This window comes from Streptomyces sp. NPDC004610, from assembly GCF_040609715.1.
In the GTDB taxonomy this organism is placed as follows: domain Bacteria; phylum Actinomycetota; class Actinomycetes; order Streptomycetales; family Streptomycetaceae; genus Streptomyces.
In genome coordinates, this window is the sequence record NZ_JBEXLA010000008.1 from 240,422 (window position 1) to 259,097 (window position 18,676).

The following is an 18,676-nucleotide window of genomic DNA, read 5'->3' on the forward strand; positions in this document are numbered from 1 at the left end:
ACGGCATCCGGCAGAGGCTATCGGATGATCGGAAGACCGCGTTCACCGGCCGTTCACGGTCCGGACGGCGCGGTTTGCCCTGCCTGTGCTGTCGATCATCATGAAGGATGCCTGGCCCCCCGTACAAAATCGCACGGCAGAGCGGGCCATCGCGGGGCATTGGGGCCAACCCGCCGGTAACCGGGTCCATAGGGACCCGCTTAAGGTGGGCGACCATGACGTGGCTGATCACCGGCGGTGCCGGTTACATCGGGGCCCATGTGGTGCGTGCCATGACCGGGGCCGGGGAACGGGTGGTCGTCCTGGACGATCTCTCGTCCGGGATACGGCGGCGGCTCCCGGCCGGGGTGCCGCTGGTCGGCGGGTCGTATCTGGACGGGCCGCTGGTGCGGCGGCTCCTCGCCGAGCACGGGGTGAGCGGGGTGGTGCACCTCGCGGCCCGCAAGCGCGTCCCGGAGTCCCTGGAGCGGCCCACGGAGTACTACCGGGACAACGTCGGCGGGCTCGCCACCCTGCTGGAGGCGGTGGCCGACGCCGGGGTGGGACGGTTCCTGTTCTCCTCCTCCGCGGCCGTCTACGGCGCCCCCGACGCCGAGCTGATCACCGAGGACACCCCGTGCGCCCCGCTGAACCCGTACGGCGAGACCAAGCTGGCCGGTGAGTGGCTGGTCCGGGCGGCGGGGTCGGCCCACGGCATCGCGACGGCGTGTCTGCGGTACTTCAACGTGGCGGGCGCCGCCGCCCCCGAGCTGGCCGACACCGGGGTCTTCAATGTCGTCCCGATGGTCTTCGACCGCCTCACCCGCGACGAGGCCCCGCGTATCTTCGGCGACCGCCACCCGACCCCGGACGGCACCTGTGTACGGGACTACATCCATGTCGCCGATCTGGCCGAGGCGCATCTCGCGGCGGCCCGGCGGCTGTCGGCCGGGGGCGCGGGCGGCGATCTGACCGTGAACATCGGGCGCGGCGAGGGCGTCTCGGTGCGGGAGCTGGTGACGCTGATCGGCGAGGTGACGGGCGATCGCCGGCCGGCGCTGGTCGAGGGCCCGCGCGCGGGTGACCCGCCCAGGGCGGTCGCCTCGGCCTCCCTGGCCGCGAAGGAACTGGGCTGGACGGCCCGGCACGGGCTCGGCGAGATGGTGGGGTCGGCGTGGCGCGGCTGGCTGCTCCAGCACCCCGGATGATCACCCACCTGGTCTGACCTGCGGTTCATTTCCGCAGGTCAGGGCACATGACAACGGTGTTCAGTGCCGCGTTGCCCGATACCCCCCACCCGTAGTTCACTGTGAGCGCGGACCGATCACAGGAGGCGGTTTTTCATGGGCGCTGGGCACGATCACGGGCATTCCCACGGCCCGCCGGCGGGCAGCGGCACGGCGGCTGCCGCGTACCGGGGCCGGCTGCGGATCGCGCTGGGCATCACCCTCAGCGTGATGGTCGTGGAGATCATCGGCGGGGTGATGGCCGACTCGCTCGCCCTGATCGCCGACTCGGCGCACATGGCGACCGACGCCGTGGGGCTCGGCATGGCGCTGCTCGCGATCCACTTCGCGAACCGCCCGGCCAGCGGGCGGCGCACCTTCGGGCTGGCCCGCGCCGAGATCCTCGCCGCCCTGGCCAACTGTCTGCTGCTGCTCGGCGTCGGCGGCTATGTGCTCGTCGAGGCGGTCCAGCGGTTCATCACCCCGGCGGAGACGGCGGGCGGCACGACCATCGTGTTCGGTCTGATCGGCCTGGTCGCCAACATCGTCTCGCTGTCGCTGCTGATGCGCGGCCAGAAGGAGAGCCTGAACGTCCGTGGCGCCTTCCTGGAGGTGCTGGCGGACGCGCTGGGCTCGCTCGCGGTGATCGTCGCGGCGGTGCTGATCCTGACCACCGGCTGGCAGGCCGCCGACCCCGTGGCCTCGCTGGTGATCGGCCTGATGATCGTGCCGCGCACCCTCAGGCTGCTGCGCGAGACGCTGGACGTGCTGCTGGAGTCGGCCCCCAAGGGCGTCGACATGACGGAGGTGCGGTCGCACATCCTGGCCCTGGAGGGCGTGCAGGACGTGCACGATCTGCACGCCTGGACCATCACCTCGGGCATGCCGGTGCTCTCCGCGCATGTGGTGGTGCGCCCGGACGTCCTGAGCGCCATAGGGAACGAGAAGATGCTGCACGAGTTGCAGGGCTGCCTGGGGGACCACTTCGACGTGGAGCACTGCACCTTCCAGCTGGAGCCGAGCGGGCACGCGGAGCACGAGGCGGGGCTGTGCCACTGAGGGGGTAGGGCGGGGGCCCACCGTGCCCCCCGGCGGGAGGCGCGAAGGCACGGAGGCACGGAGGCGAGGGCGCGCGGCTGCGTGGGCGCGGGCGCGCAGGGGGTGGGGGCGCAGGCGCCGGAGTGCGCCCCCTGGGCCGTCGTTCACGCCCCCACCTCGGGCGATTCCCCTCCCGGCGGGCCGGGCACGATCACCTTCCGTGCCCGAGAAGGGCGCCCGCGCCGGGCGGGGGACATGCCGGGTGTGCCCGGGAAGTGCCGGGCGCCGCCCGATTCGTGCGGCAGACTGGGGCGAGGACCGAGGCGAAGGATGGGTATGCCGATCACACCTGCCACCGCGACGCAGAGCTCGTCGGACGGCACCGCGGAAGCGATCATGCTCGAACTGGTCGACGAGAGCGGTGTGACCATCGGCACCGCGGAGAAGCTCGCCGCGCATCAGCCGCCCGGACAGCTGCACCGGGCGTTCTCGGTGTTCCTGTTCGACGAACGCGGACGGCTGCTGCTCCAGCAGCGGTCACTCGGCAAGTACCACTCCCCCGGCGTCTGGTCGAACACCTGCTGCGGCCACCCCTACCCCGGTGAGGCGCCCTTCGCGGCGGCGGCCCGGCGCACCTTCGAGGAGCTGGGGGTGTCGCCGTCGCTGATGGCCGAGGCGGGCACGGTCCGCTACAACCACCCGGACCCGAAGTCGGGCCTGGTGGAGCAGGAGTACAACCACCTCTTCGTCGGCATGGTCCAGTCGCCGCCGCGGCCCGATCCGGAGGAGGTCGGCGAGACCGCGTTCGTGACGCCCGCGGAGCTGGCCGAGCGGCACGCGCAGGACCCGTTCTCGTCCTGGTTCATGACCGTGCTGGACGCCGCCCGGCCCGCCATCCGGGAGCTGACCGACCCGTCGACGGGCTGGTGACGGAGTCGGCGCAGCGACCGTGCGCGGGCCCGCCGGAACGTTTCCGGCGGGCCTTCGCGCGGGAAGTCCAGGAGGTCAGAGGCCCGGCTTGAGCGGGAGGGCCGACCAGATCACCTTGCCGCCGCTCGCCGTGTGCTCCACATCGCACACCCCGCCCGCCTCCCGGGTGATCTCGCTCACCAGCAGCAGCCCCCGGCCACCGGTACGGCCGTGGTCGGTCTCCAGCGCGGTCGGCCGGTAGGGATGGTTGTCCTCCACGGACACCCGGACCCACTCCGTGCCCACCGCCACCTCCACGGCCAGCACCGGCGACAGCAGCGCCGCGTGCCGCACCGCGTTCGTGACCAGCTCCGAGACGATCAGCAGCAGCCCGTGGCCCACGTCCTCGGCGATCGGCACCCCCTGACGCAGCAGCAGGTCCCGCACCGCGTGCCGGGCCTGCGGGACCGAGGCGTCCACCGCGGGGGCGGTGAACCGCCAGACCCCCTCGTAGGGCAGCGGCGGCGGGGCGCTCGTCTGCTGCGGGGCACCGGTCTTCAGGGGTCTGTGCGCGTCGCCCTCAGGGCGCGGACCGGGGCCGGCACCTAGGTCGTCCATCGTCCGGTCGCCACCCTTGCGCTCGATTGTCACCACACGTCGAGTGTTGAGAACCCACCGCACCGGCCCGCCGGGCTGAACTGAAGTCAGCGACTATCGAACGCTTCTGATCGTTGGCGTATGACGCGGTCGGCTCAGGGACTGCTCCTGACACCTCATGCCGACTTCGGGAACTCTTCGGGTTGTACGGGTAGGGCCCCGGCGCCGTCCGCTCACTCCCTGGGGCCGTCGCCGGAGCGGCGCCCGGACACCCCGCCGGTGATCCGCGGGAAGCCGAAACCGGAGGCGATCAGGGCGAGGCCGTCGAGGAGCAGCGCGAGCGAGAGGAATGTACCGATCGCGTAGCGGCTGTCGCTCGGCCAGGAGCCCAGCACCAGGACGCCGAGCAGCAGGTCGAGGGCGCCCAGCAGCAGGGTCCAGCCGAACAGCGGGCCGCGCACCACCAAGGCGCCCACCAGCCGGTACAGCCCGGCGGACAGGAACAGCAGCGCGGCGAAGAGGGTGAGCGCGGCGGCGGAGGCGTCCGGATCGCGCAGGAGCACCACCCCGGCGGCCAGGTCCAGCGCCGCGACGGTCACCCCGGGCCAGAAGAAGCCGGTGCCGCGCGCCTGCACCGAGTGCAGCAGCCCGGCCAGCCCGCCGATCAGCAGCAGCCAGCCGAACAGCAGCATCGAGGTGAGGGTGACGAACGCGGCACAGCCGAGACCGGTCAGCCCGGCCACGAGCAGCAGCACGCCCAGCATCCCGAGCCGCCCGACGCCGCGGTGCGGCTCCGCCCGCTCGCCCCTCGCCGCTGCGGCCATCGGACCTCCGTGGCCGGCGGGACCGCCGCCGGCCCATGACAGGGCCCCGTACAGGGCTCCATGTCGAGCGTACGTTCGCGTGGGACGGTCGGCATCCGGCGCGCGTCCGTCCCGCCGGGTCGGCAACCGGCGTGGGGCGGCGAGCGGCGTGGGTCCGCGCCCGCGCGGATAGCATCCGGCCCATGGAGCCGCAGCTGCTGCACACCGTCGCCGACTCGGTCGCCACCGTCGTCGTCCACCATCCGGCCCGGCGCAACGCCATGACCGCGGCGATGTGGCGGGCGCTGCCGCCGCTGCTGGAGCGGCTCGCCGCCGATCCCGGGGTGCGGGTGCTGGTGCTGACCGGGGAGGGCGGGACCTTCTGCGCCGGGGCCGACATCACCGGGCTGCTGGACGCGCCCGACGAGGCGCGGGAACTGGCGGTGGCCGCGGAGGAGGCGCTCGCCGCGTTCCCCAAGCCGACGCTGGCCGCGATCCGCGGGTACTGCGTCGGCGGCGGGGCGCAGCTCGCCGCGGCCTGCGATCTGCGGTTCGCGGCGGAGGGCGCGCTGTTCGGGGTGACCCCGGCGAAGCTGGGGATCGTGTACCGGGCCTCCTCGACCCGGCGGCTGGTGGCGCTGGTGGGCCCGGCGACCGCCAAGTACCTGCTCTTCTCCGGCGAGTTGATCGACAGCGCGCGGGCGCTGCGCACCGGGCTGGTGGACGAGGTGCTGCCCGAGGGCGACCTCGGCAAGCGGGTCGCCGAGTTCACCCGGATCCTGGCCTCGCGCTCCCTGCTGACCCAGGCCGCGGCGAAGGAGTTCGCGGACGGCCGCACCGACCGTGACGAGCACTGGGAGGCGCAGGGGCGCGGCAGCGGCGACCGGGCCGAGGGGGTCACGGCTTTCCTGGAGCGCCGTACGCCGCGCTTCGGGTGGACCGGCCCCGGGCCGGAATGACCGGCCCGGGACGACCAGGTCGGGAGGGCGGTGGCGCGGGCCGCGCGCCCCGCCGGATGCCGCCCTGATCCCCGGTTGTCGGTGCCACCTGCCACAATTGCCGCGCAACCCGAAGTGGAGAAGGCGGTACGGCTCGTGACGACACCCGGGGCCCTGGCATTGGGGTCCATCGAAGGCAGGATCGCCGAGGAGCTCGGCGTACGGGAGCGGCAGGTCAAGGCCGCCGTGGAACTGCTCGACGGCGGTTCGACGGTGCCCTTCATCGCCCGCTACCGCAAGGAAGCGACGGAGATGCTCGACGACGCGCAGCTGCGCACGCTGGAGGAGCGGCTGCGCTATCTGCGGGAGCTGGAGGAGCGCCGGGCGGCGATCCTGGAGTCGGTGCGTGAGCAGGGCAAGCTCACCGAGGAGCTTCAGGCGCGGATCCGGGGCGCCGAGACCAAGGCGCGGCTGGAGGACATCTATCTGCCGTACAAGCCCAAGCGGCGCACCAAGGCGCAGATCGCCCGGGAGGCGGGGCTCGAACCGCTGGCGGAGGGGCTGCTGACCGATCCTTCGGTGGAGCCGCAGGCAGCCGCCGCCGCGTTCGTGGACGCGGACAAGGGCGTCGCCGATCCGGGGGCCGCGCTGGAGGGCGCCCGCGCGATCCTCACCGAGCGGTTCTCGGAGGACGCGGACCTCATCGGTGAACTGCGCGAGCGGATGTGGACGCGCGGGCGGCTGGCCGCCAAGGTGCGCGAGGGCAAGGAGGAGGCCGGGGCGAAGTTCGCCGACTACTTCGAGTTCGCCGAGCCCTTCACCGCGCTGCCCTCGCACCGGATCCTGGCCATGCTGCGCGGCGAGAAGGAGGAGGTCCTCGACCTCACCCTGGAGCCGGAGGAGGCGACCGAGGGCCCGTCGTCGTACGAGGGGACCATCGCCCACCGGTTCGGTATCGCCGAGCGCGGGCGCCCCGCCGACAAGTGGCTGACCGACACGGTGCGCTGGGCCTGGCGGACACGGGTGCTGGTGCACCTCGGCATCGATCTGCGGCTGCGGCTGCGGACGGCCGCCGAGGACGAGGCGGTCGGGGTGTTCGCGGCGAATCTGCGCGATCTGCTGCTCGCCGCACCGGCCGGTACCCGCGCGACGCTGGGCCTGGACCCGGGTTTCCGCACCGGGGTGAAGGTGGCCGTGGTGGACGCGACCGGCAAGGTGGTGGCGACGGATGTCATCCATCCGCATGTCCCGGCCAACCGGTGGGACGAGGCCATCGCCAAGCTCGCCCGGCTCGCCCGGGAGCACGCGGTCGAACTGGTCGCGATCGGCAACGGCACGGCGTCCCGTGAGACGGACAAGCTGGCCGGTGAGCTGATCACCAAGCACCCGGAGCTGAACCTCACCAAGGTGATGGTGTCGGAGGCGGGCGCGTCGGTGTACTCGGCGTCGGCGTTCGCCTCGCAGGAGCTGCCGGACATGGATGTGTCGCTGCGCGGCGCGGTCTCCATCGCCCGGCGCCTCCAGGACCCGCTGGCCGAGCTGGTGAAGATCGACCCCAAGTCGATCGGGGTGGGCCAGTACCAGCACGATCTGTCCGAGGTGAAGCTGTCGCGCTCACTGGACGCGGTCGTGGAGGACTGTGTGAACGGCGTGGGGGTGGATGTGAACACCGCCTCCGCCCCGCTGCTCTCCCGGGTCTCCGGCATCACCTCGGGCCTGGCGGAGAACATCGTGGCGCACCGCGACGCCAACGGCCCCTTCACCTCCCGGGGCCAGCTGAAGAACGTGACCCGGCTGGGCCCCAAGGCGTACGAGCAGTGCGCGGGGTTCCTCCGGATCCGCGGCGGCGACGATCCGCTGGACTCCTCCAGCGTGCACCCCGAGGCGTATCCGGTGGTCCGGCGGATGGTGAAGACCGCCGGTCAGGAGGTCGCGGCGCTGATCGGCAACTCGTCGGTGCTGCGCTCGCTGAAGCCGGGGGACTTCGTGGACGAGACGTTCGGTCTGCCGACCGTCTCCGACATCCTGAAGGAGCTGGAGAAGCCGGGCCGGGATCCGCGTCCCGCGTTCAAGACGGCCACGTTCAAGGAGGGCGTCGAGAAGCTCGGGGACCTCTCGTCCGGGATGGTGCTGGAGGGCGTGGTCACCAATGTGGCGGCGTTCGGGGCGTTCGTGGATGTGGGGGTGCATCAGGACGGTCTGGTGCATGTGTCGGCGATGTCGAAGACGTTCGTGAAGGATCCACGGGATGTCGTCAAGCCCGGGGACATCGTGAAGGTGAAGGTGCTGGATGTCGACATTCCGCGGAAGCGGATCTCGCTGACGCTGCGGCTGGATGACGAGGCGGGTGCGGTCGCTCCGCGCGAGCGGGGTGCGGGCGGGGGTCGGCCGCAGCCGCAGCGGGGTGGGGGTGGCGGTGGCGGGCGTGCGCGTGCGCCGCAGCAGCGGCAGGTGGCTGCGCCTGCCAACAGTGCGATGGCCGATGCTCTGCGCCGGGCGGGGTTGGTGAACCCCAAGGACGGGAAGCGGCGGTGAGGTAGGGGGGCGGGTCGGGTGCGTGGTCGCTTTTCGCGCAGTTCCCCGCGCCCCTGAAGGGCGGGGGGGTTGTGGTCGGGTGCGGGCCTGTGGTCGCTTTTTGCGCAGTTCCCCGCGCCCCTAAAAGCAGGGCGTGGGCGCCGAGGTTCTCCAGGGGCGCGACCAGCTACAGACGACCCGCACCCGCAAACGGCCCCGCCTCCCAGGGGCGCGGGGAACTGCGCAAAAAGCGACCACGGCTCCGCACCCGAAAAACGACGCCCGCCCCCAGGGGCGCGGGGAACTGCGCGATCAGCCCCCACGCACCCGCACCCGCACCCGGAGGCGCAACCCGCTCAGTGTTCGTTCACCTTGCCCGCCGCTACCTCCAGGCGGCGGGTGACGTGGACCGCGTCCAGCATGCGGCGGTCGTGGGTGACCAGCAGCAGCGTGCCCGTGTAGGCGTCCAGCGCGGATTCCAGTTGCTCGATGGCCGGCAGGTCCAGGTGGTTGGTGGGCTCGTCCAGGACCAGGAGGTTGACGCCCCGGCCCTGGAGGAGCGCGAGCGCCGCGCGGGTGCGTTCGCCGGGGGACAGGGTGTCGGCGGGGCGCAGCACATGGTCCGCCTTCAGGCCGAACTTGGCGAGCAGGGTGCGGACCTCCGCCGGTTCCACCTCGGGGACGGCCGCGGTGAACGCGTCCAGCAGGCGGTGCGGGCCGTGGAACAGCCCCCGCGCCTGGTCGACCTCGCCGATCAGCACCCCGGAGCCGACCGTGGCATGCCCGGCGTCCAGCGGGATCCGGCCGAGCAGCGCGCCGAGCAGCGTGGACTTGCCGGAGCCGTTGGCGCCGGTGACGGCGACCCGGTCGGCCCAGTCGATCTGGAGGGTGACCGGCCCCAGGGCGAAGCCGCCCCGGCGGACCTCGGCGTCGCGCAGCGCGGCCACGATGGCGCCGGAGCGCGGGGCGGCGGCGATCTCCATCCGCAGCTCCCACTCCTTGCGGGGTTCCTCGACCACCTCCAGCCGCTCGATCATGCGCTGGGTCTGCCGGGCCTTGGCGGCCTGCTTCTCGCTGGCGTCGCTGCGGAATTTCCGGCCGAGCTTGTCGTTGTCACCGTTCCCGGCCTTGCGGCGGGCGTTCTTGACGCCCTTGTCCATCCAGGTGCGCTGCATCTGGGCGCGGTCCTGGAGGGCGGAGCGCTTGTCGGCGTACTCCTCGTAGTCGTCGCGGGCGTGGCGGCGGGCGATCTCGCGTTCCTCCAGATAGGCCGCGTAGCCGCCGCCGTAGAGGTTGATCCGCTGCTGGGCGAGGTCGAGTTCGAGGACCTTGGTGACCGTGCGGGTGAGGAACTCGCGGTCGTGGCTGACGACGACCGTGCCGGCCCGCAGCCCGGAGACAAAGCGTTCGAGGCGTTCGAGGCCGTCGAGATCGAGGTCGTTGGTGGGCTCGTCCAGCAGGAAGACGTCGTAGCGGGAGAGCAGCAGGGAGGCGAGGCCGGCGCGGGCGGCCTGGCCGCCGGAGAGGGCGGTCATCGGCAGGTCGAGGCCGATGGTGAGGCCGAGGGCGTCGGCGGTCTCCTCGGCGCGTTCGTCGAGGTCGGCGCCGCCGAGGGCGAGCCAGCGCTCCAGGCTCGCCGCGTAGGCGTCGTCGGCGCCGGGCGCTCCGTCGACCAAGCCCTGGGTTGCCTCGTCCATGGCCCGCTGGGCTGCGGCCACGCCGGTACGGCGGGCCAGGAAATCCCGCACGCTCTCCCCCGGGCGGCGCTCCGGCTCCTGGGGGAGGTGGCCGACGGTCGCGGTGGGCGGGGAGAGCCGCAGTTCGCCCTCCTCCGGCGCGGTCAGCCCGGCGAGGAGGCGCAGCAGGGTGGATTTGCCGGCTCCATTGGCGCCGACCAGCCCGATCACGTCTCCGGGTGCGACGACGAGGTCGAGCCCGGAGAAGAGGGAGCGGTCGGCGTGCCCGGCGGCGAGATTCTTGGCGACGAGAGTGGCAGTCATGAGGGTTCCGATGCTATCCGGCGGGTCTGCGGCGACCGTCGTCAGCGGGTCATCGGCTCCACCAGGACCCCGCCCGTGGTGCGGGCCACCACGAACGCCTCCCCCTTCACCGCCCTGGCGTCCAGCGCGATGCGGTGCAGACCGGGTTCGAGGACTCCGTCGAAGACCTGGTGGGTGTGGGTGCGGTAGAGCCGGTCGAGCCGGTACGCGGTGAGCTGGACCCGGCACGGGGAGCTGACCTCGATGCCCGCCTCGCCGCGCGCGGTGGTGAGCCGGGTCAGCCGGCGCCGCTCGGCGGGGCCCGGGTCGAGGGCGTGCTCTATCTGGGCGACCAGCAGCGGGATGATCGGGGCGAGTCCGTCGACATAGGCCACCTCCGCTCCGGCGCGGGTGAACGCCTCGCGGACCGCGGCGCGTTCCCGCTCCCCCACCGCGCGGCCGAAGGCGACGGCGCCGTAGCCGCGCAGTTCGTCGGGGGAGACGTCCTGGGCGTCGCGGGTGATGTCGGCGCCGATGCCGATGGTGCGCAGGGCCGCGGCGAGCCTGGCGAGCACGGCGACCCGGGCGCCGATCAGCAGGACCCGGCGGCGGGGGGCGCCGGGTTCGGCGGTGTCCAGGAGGGCGTGCAGGGCGGCCCGGTACTCGGCGCCGCGGAAGCGGAACGGCCCTATCCCGTGGTAGCCGTTGCGTTCCAGGTCGGCCTCGGGCGTGGTCTGCCAGGCGAAGTCCCGCCAGACGACATCGTCGCCGTCGCGCCGGATCACCGCGGTGACCGCGCCGCACGCGAGGTCCTCGCACTCGGGGCAGCCGTAGATGACATGGCGGTCGCCCGGCAGCGGGGCGTCCGCCTCCAGCAGCAGTCCGCGCACCTGCTCGGTGAAGATCGCGGGCGGGACGTCGGAGGCGAGCGGGGAGACGGCGTCGAGGTCGGAGAGCCGGTGGAGCAGCGGGTGGCCGTCGACGAGGAAGTCGACGAAGTCCCGGTGGATCTGGTAGCCCCCGTCCGACAGCACACCTCCGGCACGTATCGCAGGGACCAGGCCGAAAGTCGCGTACGCGGCAGACATGGTGTGAGTATCCCCAGTCGGACACCGCCCTGAGCGCGGCATGACACATTCCGCTACGGTCGCGGTGTGACGGTCGGACAACAGGACGATGTGATCGTCGTCGGCGGCGGGGTGATCGGGCTGACGACGGCCGTGGTGCTGGCCGAGCGGGGCCGGGGCGTACGGCTGTGGACGCGGGACGCGGCCGAGCGGACCACCTCGGCGGTCGCGGGCGCGCTCTGGTGGCCGTACCGGATCGAACCGGCCGACGCCGTGCACGGGTGGGCGCTGCGCTCGCTGACGGTGTTCGAGGAACTGGCGGCGGGCGGCGCGGAGAGCGGCGTACGGATGGTCGAAGGGGTACTGGGGGCGACCGACCCTGACGAGGTGCGCGGGTGGGCCGGGGACCGGCTGGCGGTGCGCCCGTACGAGGGCGGGGGTACCTGGGCGCGGCTGCCGCTGATCGATATGCGGGCGCATCTGGGGTGGCTGGGGCGGCGGCTGGTCGCGGCGGGCGGCACGGTCGAGGAGCGGTCGGTGTCCCCGGGGTTCCCGGAGGCGGACGCGCGGGTCGTCGTCAACTGCACGGGGCTGGCCGCCCGTGAGCTGGTGCCGGATCCGGCGGTGCGGCCGGTGCGCGGGCAACTGGTGGTCGTCGCGAATCCGGGGCTGGAGACATGGATGGTGGCCGCCGACGACGGGGGCGCGGCCAAGACGTACTTCTTTCCGCACGGCGATCGGCTGCTGCTGGGCGGCACGGCCGAGGACGACGTCTGGTCCACGGCCCCCGATCCGGCGGTCGCGGCGGCGATCGTGCGGCGGTGCGCGGCGCTGCGGCCGGAGATCGCCGGGGCGCGGGTGCTGGAGCACCGGGTGGGGCTGCGCCCGGCGCGGGACGCGGTCCGGCTGGGCCCTCAGCGGCTGCCGGACGGGCGGCTGCTGGTGCACAACTACGGGCACGGGGGCGCGGGGGTGACGGTGGCGTGGGGGTGCGCGGAGGAGGCGGCGCGGTGGTGTGAGGGGTGAGGGGTGAGGGCTGGCGCAGTGCCTTGACTACCGCCGAGGACCGTCACGGTTGCGTGCCGCCCGCCCGGTCGCCGTCCCCGCCCGGCCCCTTCCCCAGTCCCTTCCCCGGTCCCTGCCCCTGGCCCTCCCCCGGTCCCTCCCCCGGCCCGATCCGCAGGGCGAAGTCGCCGTCGTAGCGGTGGTGGCCGGCGATCACCGCCGCGTCGACCGCCTCCGAGCCCAGTTCCTCGCGCACGATCAGCGGGTCCCGGCGCAGATCGCGCATCAGGGCCACGCACATGAAGAGCATCACCAGCACGAAGGGCGCGGCGGCGAGGATGGTGAGGTTCTGGAGGCCGGTGAGGGCGTCGCCCTGGCCGCTGCCGACCAGCAGCATGACCGCGGCGACCGCGCCGGTGACCACGCCCCAGAACACCACGACGAGCCGGGCGGGTTCGAGGACGCCCCGCTGGGACAGTGAGCCCATGACCAGCGAGGCGGCGTCGGCGCCGGACACGAAGAAGATGCCGACCAGGATCATCACCAGCAGGCTGGACGCGGTGGCGAGCGGGAACTCGCGCAGCACCGCGAAGAGCTGGCCCTCGGGGGTGGACTCGTCGCCGAGGCGTCCCTGTTCCTGCATCTTCATCGCCGCGCCGCCGAAGACCGCGAACCAGACCAGGCTGACCGTGCTGGGGACCAGGATGACGCCGCCGATGAACTGACGGATCGTGCGGCCCCGGCTGATCCGGGCGATGAACATGCCGACGAACGGCGTCCAGGAGATCCACCAGGCCCAGTAGAAGACGGTCCAGCTGCCCAGCCAGTCGGCGACGCCCGCACCGCCGCTGGCCTCGGTGCGCCCGGCCAGTTCGGGCAGATCGCCGAGGTAGGCGAAGACCGAGGTGGGCAGCAGATCGAGCACGATGACCGTGGGCCCGGCGATGAACACGAACAGGGCGAGGACCAGGGCGAGCACCATATTGATGTTGGACAGCCACTGGATGCCGCGCTCGACCCCGGACACCGCCGAGGCGACGAAGGCGAGGGTGAGGACGGCGATGACGGCGACGAGGAGTCCGGTGCCCGCCTCGTCCAGCCAGTTCAGCACCTGCATGCCGGAGCCGATCTGGAGGGCGCCGAGACCGAGCGAGGCGGCCGAGCCGAAGACCGTGGCGACGATGGCGAGCATGTCGATGATCCGGCCGCCGACCCCGTTCGCGTTCCGCTCCCCGATGAGCGGGGTGAACACGGCGCTGATGGTCTGGCGGCGGCCCCGGCGGAAGGTGCTGTAGGCGATGGCGAGGCCGACGACGGCGTAGATCGCCCAGGGGTGCAGGGTCCAGTGGAAGAGGGTGGTGGCCATGGCCGTCTCCATGCGGGCGCCGGAGTCGGCCGGTTCGGTGCCGGGCGGGGGTGCGAGGTAGTGGGCGAGGGGTTCGCTGACGCCGTAGAACATCAGGCCGATGCCCATGCCCGCGCTGAACATCATGGCGACCCAGGAGACCGTGTGGAACTCGGGTTTCTCGCCCTCGGCGCCCAGCCGGATCCGGCCGTAGCGGCTGATGGCCAGCCACAGGGCGAAGACCACGAAGCCGGAGGCGGCCAGCATGAACGCCCAGCCGCCGTTGTGCATCAGTCCGTCGAGCAGGGTGCTGGAGACGTTCTCCAGGGACTCGGTGGCGACCGCGCCCCACACGACGAAGGCGAGGGTGAGCGCGGCGGTCACCCCGAAGACGACCCGGTCGGTCACCGGCCGCCGGTGGGCCGGGGCGGGCTCGGGCTGCCGGTCGGGCTGCCGGTCGGCCGGGCTGTCGGCTGCGGTCACGGGGGCACCTTCCTGAGCGGGCGGCAGGGCGGGGGCACCCCTCCTCGGGGAGAGGTGCCCCCGCCCTACGCGCCTTCCACGGATCGGGTGCTTCTCACCCGGTCACCGGCCGGTTCTCACCTGCTCAGCAGTCCCGGTCGGGTGTACCGGCCGTCAGGTGGTAGGTGGCCCGCCCGTCCAGCAGCAACGGCACCAGCGCCCGCAGCGACTGCCGCAGCGGTACGTGGGCGCCCTCGCGGTCATGGCGGACGTGGACGCCGTGCAGGGCGAGTTCGTCCCCGACCTCCGCGTACTGGGCGTCGGTGAGCCGGTAGGCGCAGGGCGGGTCCTGGATCACCTCGGCGGGTTCGGGCGGGTCGTTGTCGGCGCCGCCGAGATAGACCGGGCCGGAGTCCCGGTACCCGGCGTACCGGGCGGCGGTGGTCGCCGACTCGATCCGGCCGCGCCGCTCCCCGGTGTAACCGAACAGACCGTCGAGCGCGGCGAGCTGGGAGGTCACCCGGCGCCGGTTGTTGAGGGCCTCGTCAGCCTGCTCGGCCTCGGTGAGCGGGTCGACCCGGCTCTCGATGAGCAGACCGATGGCGTGTTTGGCGCCGGACATGTTCCGCAGGATGCGTTCCTGGCCGTCCCCGGCGACCTGGCGGACCGGTTCACCGGTCTCGGGGTCGGTCCAGATGCCGTAGGTGCCGGTGGAGTGCCCGGCGGCCTGGGCGGCGGGGCGGACATAGGACTCGGAGAGGGTGCGGGCCTCGTCGTGGACGGCGTCGGCGGTGTTGAGGTTGCGGGGCCACAGATCGAACAGGTCCTTGTCGTAGTAGCGCGGGGTGGACCCGTATTCGTGCAGGTCGTAGATGAGGTCGGGGCGCTGGTCGCGGATCACTGCGGCGAGGGCGCGGCCCTCGTTCGTGGCGAGGGCGACATGGTCGCGGTTGATGTCGACGCCGTCGGCGTTGCCCCGGGTGTCGGCGGCGCGGCCGTCGGGGTTGGCGGTGGGCACGACGAGGACGGTGGTGCGTTCCAGGAAGCGCCGGGTGGCGCGGTCCCGGGCGTGGGCCAGGTCCCGGATCGTGCTGAGGCAGGCTTCGCGGCCGGAGGGCTCGTCGCCGTGCTGGCTGCACACCAGCAGGACGGTGGTGGCGGCGGACCGGGCGCCGACCCGGACGAGCCGGAGCGGCCGGTCCTGCTCGGTCGTGCCGATGCGGGTGACGGAGACCTGCTCGCTCGCGCGGTCGACGGCGGCGAGGAAGGACCGCTCCTCGGGCTCGGTGGTCCAGCGGGCGCCGCCGCTCTGTTCGAAGCCGGTGCGCGGGGGTGTGGCGGAGGAGGACTCGGCGGCCTGCGCCGGGACAGCAGTCAGAGTGGCCGTGACGGCGGCGGTGGTCAGGGCCAGGGTGCGGACGGCGTGGTTCACCGGCCTCCCTCCGGGACGCGATGGACGGTGGCGGGCGGCTCGACGCCGCTCAGTCCGGCGGCGGGCGCGGTCGCCGGGGAGCCGGCGGTGGCGCGGGCGAAGGCGCCGGTGCCGCCGACGACGGGGACGCTCGCCGTGGTGCGGGCGAGGTCGAGGGTGAGGGTGGGGGTGTCGGCGGGCGGCTCGATCAGTCCGTTGTCGGTGCCCGCGACGATCAGGGCGAGCCGGTGCCCGGCCGGGACGACATGGTCGGTGGCGGCCAGATCGAGGGTGATCGAGTACCGCTTGCCCGGGGTGAGCGGGGTGCCCCGGCCGTCACCGGCGTGATGGCCGAGGTCGGCCCAGCCGCGGCTGAGGACGGTGTGCTCGACCTCGGCGGTGCGCGCGGCGGTCTCGCGGTAGCAGGCGCTGTCGCCGGTGGTGCTCGCACCCCAGCAGGTGCGCTGCGGGAGGGTGGTGATGCCTTCGCCGGGGGCCGCGTAGTCGCGGATGGTGGCGGGGCCGAGATCGACCAGGACGGCGCTGAGATGGGCCGTCGCGGTGGTGGCGGAGGCGGTGACGGTCACCTGGGAGGAGCCGGACAGCCGCAGGTCGCGAGTGAGCGGCCCGGTGACGAACCCGGCCTTGTCGGGGGTGGACACGCCGATGTCGGTGGCCCAGTCGCCCTCGTCGCGCGCGGGGTCGTCGGTGAAGGTCTCGGTGCCCCGGGCGGTGCGCGTGCCGAGGGTGCCGACGCCGGGTGCGGTGCCGGTCGCGGGCTTCAGGCGGACGGTGCCGGTGGAGCGGGGCGGCCAGGTGGTGGACGTCTCCCACTGGTCGGGGGCGCGTTCCAGGTCGGCCATCGGCTCGTCGGCGATGCCGTTGTCGTAGCCGAGCAGCTCATGGTCGAACCAGCGGTGCAGGGTGGTCACCCATTCGGCGCGGCGGAAGTCGAAGGGGTCGACATGCCCGGCCTGGGTGAGCCAGATCTTGCGGTCGACGCCGTTCCTGGCGAGCGCGTCCCACCACTGGCCGAAGTGCTTGGCGCGGACATTGAGGTCCTGGGTGCCGTGCACGACGAAGACGCTGGCCTCGACCTCGTCCGCGTCCGGGACGTAGTTCCGTTCGCTCCACAGGCCGGTCCAGTCGCCGGAACGCGGGGCGCCCTCGACGATGGCGTCCTGGACGGCGCCGCAGCGGGCGCGGGCGGCGGGGCTCTCCACATAGTTCGACAGCCAGTCGGGGCCGGAACCGAAGAGCGGGGCACCCTGGGCGAAGTAGTAGTCGTACCAGGAGGAGATGGCGCCGATCGGGACGATGGTCTCCAGGCCCTCGACCCCGGTGGCGGCGACCCCGTTGGCGATGGTGCCGTCGTAACTCTTGCCGATCATGCCGGTGCGGCCGTTGCTCCAGTCGGCCTTGGTGCGGGTGGTGCCGGTGGGGGTGGTGTAGGCGGTGCCGCGGCCGTTGAGCCAGTCGATGACGGCCTTCGCGGACCGGATGTCGGAGCGCCCGCCGACATCCACACAGCCGTCGGAGCGGTTGGTGCCGGCCAGATCGACACCGATCACGGCGTAGCCGCGCGGCACGAAGTAGTTGTCGTAGTAGAGCGGCATCTGGACGACGTTCCCGGCCGCGTCGTAGGTCTTGCGCTGGCTCTCGTTGCCGCGCCCGCAGCAGGAGTAGTACGGGCTGGCGTCCATGATGACCGGGATCCGGCGGCCCTGTTGGGCAGGTTCGGAGGGGCGGACGATGTCGACGGCGACCCGGTCGGTGCGGCCGTCGCCGTCCCCGTCGAGGCGGGTGTCGACCCAGACGGCCTCGCGGACGGCGTTCTCATAGGAGTGGACGGGCTGGCTGGTGCGCGGGGTGTGCGGGGCCTGGGCCTGTGCCGGTGCGGTGAGGACGGTGGCCATCAGGGCGGCCGTGGCCGCCGTCGCGAGCGGTCTCCAGATCGTGAAGCGCGTGCGTGTCGGCATGAGGCGGACGGTACCCCCGTCAATTCCCGTGCAGAAGACGGCGTTTGTGCGATGCCTGTGAAGGAACGTGGCCGGATGTCGCCGGTGGGGCGGGCGGGGACGGCGGCGGGGGTGCCCGGCACTGGGCCGAACGGGGCGGCGTTGGAGTGGCGCCGGGCGAACGCGCCGGGACGCGCGCGGGCGCCGACGCGCCTGCGCGCCCCCGTCGGTCTACGGTGGCCCTGTGCGCCGGACGGCCCGTACGCACCGGCCGTCGTCGTGCGCGCAGGTCGGCCGGGCGCCCGCCGGGCGGGCCCTCGGACCCGAACGAAGGAGCCGACGCGTGCGGGACGTCGCGATCATCGAGGCACCGTCCGTGCTGGGACTGCGGCCTACGGGGGTCGAGGAACTGCCCGAGGCACTGCTGGGCGCGGGGCTCGCCGAAGGGCTGCGGGCGGTCCGCGCGGGGCGCGTCGAACCGCCGCCCTATCTGCCGGACCGGGACCCGGAGACCGGGGTGATCAATCCGGACGGCATCGCCGACTACTCCGTACGGCTCGCGGACGCGGTGGGCGCGGTGCTGGACGACGGACTGTTCCCGCTGGTCCTGGGCGGCGATTGCAGCATCCTGCTCGGCAATCTGCTGGCGCTGCGCCGCCGGGGCCGCCATGGGCTCCTCTTTCTCGACGGCCACACCGACTTCTATCAGCCGGAGGCGGAGCCGGTGGGCGAGGTGTCCTCCATGGAACTCGCCCTCGCGACGGGGCGCGGGCCGCGGGTCCTGACCGATCTGGAGGGTCGGCGTCCACTGGTGGCGGACGGGGACGTGGTCGCGCTCGGCTTCCGGGACGAGGCGGAGACGGCGGTGTTCGGGATGCAGCCGCTGCCGGACGAACTGCTCGCGCTGGATCTGCACACCGTGCGGGAGATCGGCGCGGCGGGCGCCGCCCGGGAGGCGCTGGGCGCGCTGACCGGGGACGGGGGGAGCGAGGGGTTCTGGGTGCATCTGGACGCCGATGTCCTGGACGACGCGGTGATGCCGGCCGTCGATTACCGGCTGTCGGGCGGACTGGCGTGGCAGGAGCTGGACTCCGTCCTGGGCGCGGCGGTGGCCGATCCCGGCGCGCGGGGGATGTCGGTGACGATCTTCAATCCCCGACTGGATCCGGACGGGTCGATCGCTCTGCGGTTGGTGGAGTGTGTGGTGGGGGCGTTTGAGGGGCGGGGGGATTGAGGGGGGTTCGCGGGTGCGGGTGAGTGGGGGCTGGTCGCGCAGTTCCTCCCCCAGAGGGGGTACCCCCAGCGCCCCTAAGGGCCTTGGCCCTCAGCGGCGCTGGGGAGCGGGACCGGTCAGGGGGCGTGGGACGGTGCGGGTGAGTGGGGGACCGCACACTTGACTTAATGACACAATTATCGTGTCATTAAGTCATGCTGTACGCCACTCC

At 73.0% G+C, this 18,676-nt stretch carries 14 protein-coding genes; 7 read left to right on the forward strand and 7 right to left on the reverse strand.

The genetic code is table 11. The annotated features are described in order from the left end of the window. Positions 1-215: 215 nt before the first annotated feature. From galE to idi, 3 genes are all read left to right on the forward strand, one after another. Positions 216-1,187, forward strand: a complete 972-nt coding sequence (gene galE / locus ABZX40_RS11715; protein WP_355741212.1) for a UDP-glucose 4-epimerase GalE — start codon at positions 216-218, stop codon at positions 1,185-1,187. Between the two features lie 135 nt (positions 1,188-1,322). Further along, positions 1,323-2,264 carry a cation diffusion facilitator family transporter gene (locus tag ABZX40_RS11720; protein WP_355741210.1) on the forward strand — a complete coding sequence of 314 codons (942 nt, stop codon included), beginning with the start codon at positions 1,323-1,325 and terminating at the stop codon, positions 2,262-2,264. A 315-nt stretch (positions 2,265-2,579) separates the two neighbouring features. After that, the gene (idi, locus tag ABZX40_RS11725) at positions 2,580-3,173 is read left to right on the forward strand and encodes an isopentenyl-diphosphate Delta-isomerase (protein WP_355741209.1); all 594 of its coding nucleotides are present in this window, start codon (positions 2,580-2,582) and stop codon (positions 3,171-3,173) included. 75 nt (positions 3,174-3,248) lie between these two features. Here the strand turns inward: idi and ABZX40_RS11730 are convergent, their stop codons facing one another. Then, positions 3,249-3,770, reverse strand: coding sequence for an ATP-binding protein (locus ABZX40_RS11730; protein WP_355741437.1), 522 nt, complete (start codon positions 3,768-3,770; stop codon positions 3,249-3,251). A 212-nt stretch (positions 3,771-3,982) separates the two neighbouring features. After that, the gene (locus ABZX40_RS11735) at positions 3,983-4,573 is read right to left on the reverse strand and encodes a DUF308 domain-containing protein (RefSeq protein WP_355741207.1); all 591 of its coding nucleotides are present in this window, start codon (positions 4,571-4,573) and stop codon (positions 3,983-3,985) included. A gap of 182 nt (positions 4,574-4,755) precedes the next feature. Here ABZX40_RS11735 and ABZX40_RS11740 point away from each other — a divergent pair, with 182 nt between their 5' ends. Both ABZX40_RS11740 and ABZX40_RS11745 read left to right on the forward strand, forming a co-directional pair. After that, entirely contained in the window at positions 4,756-5,511 is a 756-nt protein-coding gene (locus ABZX40_RS11740; RefSeq protein ID WP_355741205.1) for an enoyl-CoA hydratase-related protein, read from the forward strand. Positions 5,512-5,646: 135 nt separating this feature from the next. Next, positions 5,647-8,025 (forward strand): Tex family protein, encoded by a 2,379-nt coding sequence (locus ABZX40_RS11745; protein ID WP_355741203.1) that lies wholly within the window; start codon positions 5,647-5,649, stop codon positions 8,023-8,025. Between the two features lie 335 nt (positions 8,026-8,360). On the opposite strand, the gene ABZX40_RS11750 is transcribed toward ABZX40_RS11745, so the two are convergent. Both ABZX40_RS11750 and ABZX40_RS11755 read right to left on the reverse strand, forming a co-directional pair. Then, positions 8,361-10,004, reverse strand: coding sequence for an ABC-F family ATP-binding cassette domain-containing protein (locus ABZX40_RS11750; protein WP_355741201.1), 1,644 nt, complete (start codon positions 10,002-10,004; stop codon positions 8,361-8,363). A gap of 41 nt (positions 10,005-10,045) precedes the next feature. Beyond that, positions 10,046-11,071 carry an oxidoreductase gene (locus ABZX40_RS11755; protein ID WP_355741199.1) on the reverse strand — a complete coding sequence of 342 codons (1,026 nt, stop codon included), beginning with the start codon at positions 11,069-11,071 and terminating at the stop codon, positions 10,046-10,048. A 66-nt stretch (positions 11,072-11,137) separates the two neighbouring features. Here ABZX40_RS11755 and ABZX40_RS11760 point away from each other — a divergent pair, with 66 nt between their 5' ends. Continuing rightward, positions 11,138-12,076 carry an FAD-dependent oxidoreductase gene (locus ABZX40_RS11760; RefSeq protein ID WP_355741198.1) on the forward strand — a complete coding sequence of 313 codons (939 nt, stop codon included), beginning with the start codon at positions 11,138-11,140 and terminating at the stop codon, positions 12,074-12,076. Positions 12,077-12,119: 43 nt separating this feature from the next. Here the strand turns inward: ABZX40_RS11760 and ABZX40_RS11765 are convergent, their stop codons facing one another. From ABZX40_RS11765 to ABZX40_RS11775, 3 genes are all read right to left on the reverse strand, one after another. Further along, positions 12,120-13,808: a BCCT family transporter gene (locus tag ABZX40_RS11765; protein WP_355741435.1), complete on the reverse strand. Its 1,689-nt coding sequence runs from the start codon at positions 13,806-13,808 to the stop codon at positions 12,120-12,122. A gap of 199 nt (positions 13,809-14,007) precedes the next feature. Then, a complete protein-coding gene (locus ABZX40_RS11770; RefSeq protein WP_355741196.1) occupies positions 14,008-15,294 on the reverse strand; it encodes a M14 family metallocarboxypeptidase in 1,287 nt (428 codons plus the stop codon). Beyond that, positions 15,291-17,252, reverse strand: a complete 1,962-nt coding sequence (locus ABZX40_RS11775) for a Xaa-Pro dipeptidyl-peptidase (RefSeq protein WP_355741194.1) — start codon at positions 17,250-17,252, stop codon at positions 15,291-15,293. Before ABZX40_RS11775 ends, ABZX40_RS11770 begins: the two co-directional genes overlap by 4 nt. Positions 17,253-17,574: 322 nt before the next feature. On the opposite strand from ABZX40_RS11775, the gene ABZX40_RS11780 reads away from it, so the two are divergent. Then, positions 17,575-18,465 (forward strand): arginase family protein, encoded by an 891-nt coding sequence (locus ABZX40_RS11780; RefSeq protein ID WP_355741193.1) that lies wholly within the window; start codon positions 17,575-17,577, stop codon positions 18,463-18,465. Positions 18,466-18,676: the final 211 nt, after the last annotated feature.

What these genes read in the sequence shown, in the direction of transcription:
- galE (WP_355741212.1), top strand. Translation starts at nt 216, where the DNA reads ATGACGTGGCTGATCACCGGCGGTGCCGGTTACATCGGGGCCCATGTG.
- ABZX40_RS11720 (WP_355741210.1), top strand. Translation starts at nt 1,323, where the DNA reads ATGGGCGCTGGGCACGATCACGGGCATTCCCACGGCCCGCCGGCGGGC.
- idi (WP_355741209.1), top strand. Translation starts at nt 2,580, where the DNA reads ATGCCGATCACACCTGCCACCGCGACGCAGAGCTCGTCGGACGGCACC.
- ABZX40_RS11730 (WP_355741437.1), bottom strand. Translation starts at nt 3,770, where the DNA reads ATGGACGACCTAGGTGCCGGCCCCGGTCCGCGCCCTGAGGGCGACGCG.
- ABZX40_RS11735 (WP_355741207.1), bottom strand. Translation starts at nt 4,573, where the DNA reads ATGGCCGCAGCGGCGAGGGGCGAGCGGGCGGAGCCGCACCGCGGCGTC.
- ABZX40_RS11740 (WP_355741205.1), top strand. Translation starts at nt 4,756, where the DNA reads ATGGAGCCGCAGCTGCTGCACACCGTCGCCGACTCGGTCGCCACCGTC.
- ABZX40_RS11750 (WP_355741201.1), bottom strand. Translation starts at nt 10,004, where the DNA reads ATGACTGCCACTCTCGTCGCCAAGAATCTCGCCGCCGGGCACGCCGAC.
- ABZX40_RS11755 (WP_355741199.1), bottom strand. Translation starts at nt 11,071, where the DNA reads ATGTCTGCCGCGTACGCGACTTTCGGCCTGGTCCCTGCGATACGTGCC.
- ABZX40_RS11775 (WP_355741194.1), bottom strand. Translation starts at nt 17,252, where the DNA reads ATGCCGACACGCACGCGCTTCACGATCTGGAGACCGCTCGCGACGGCG.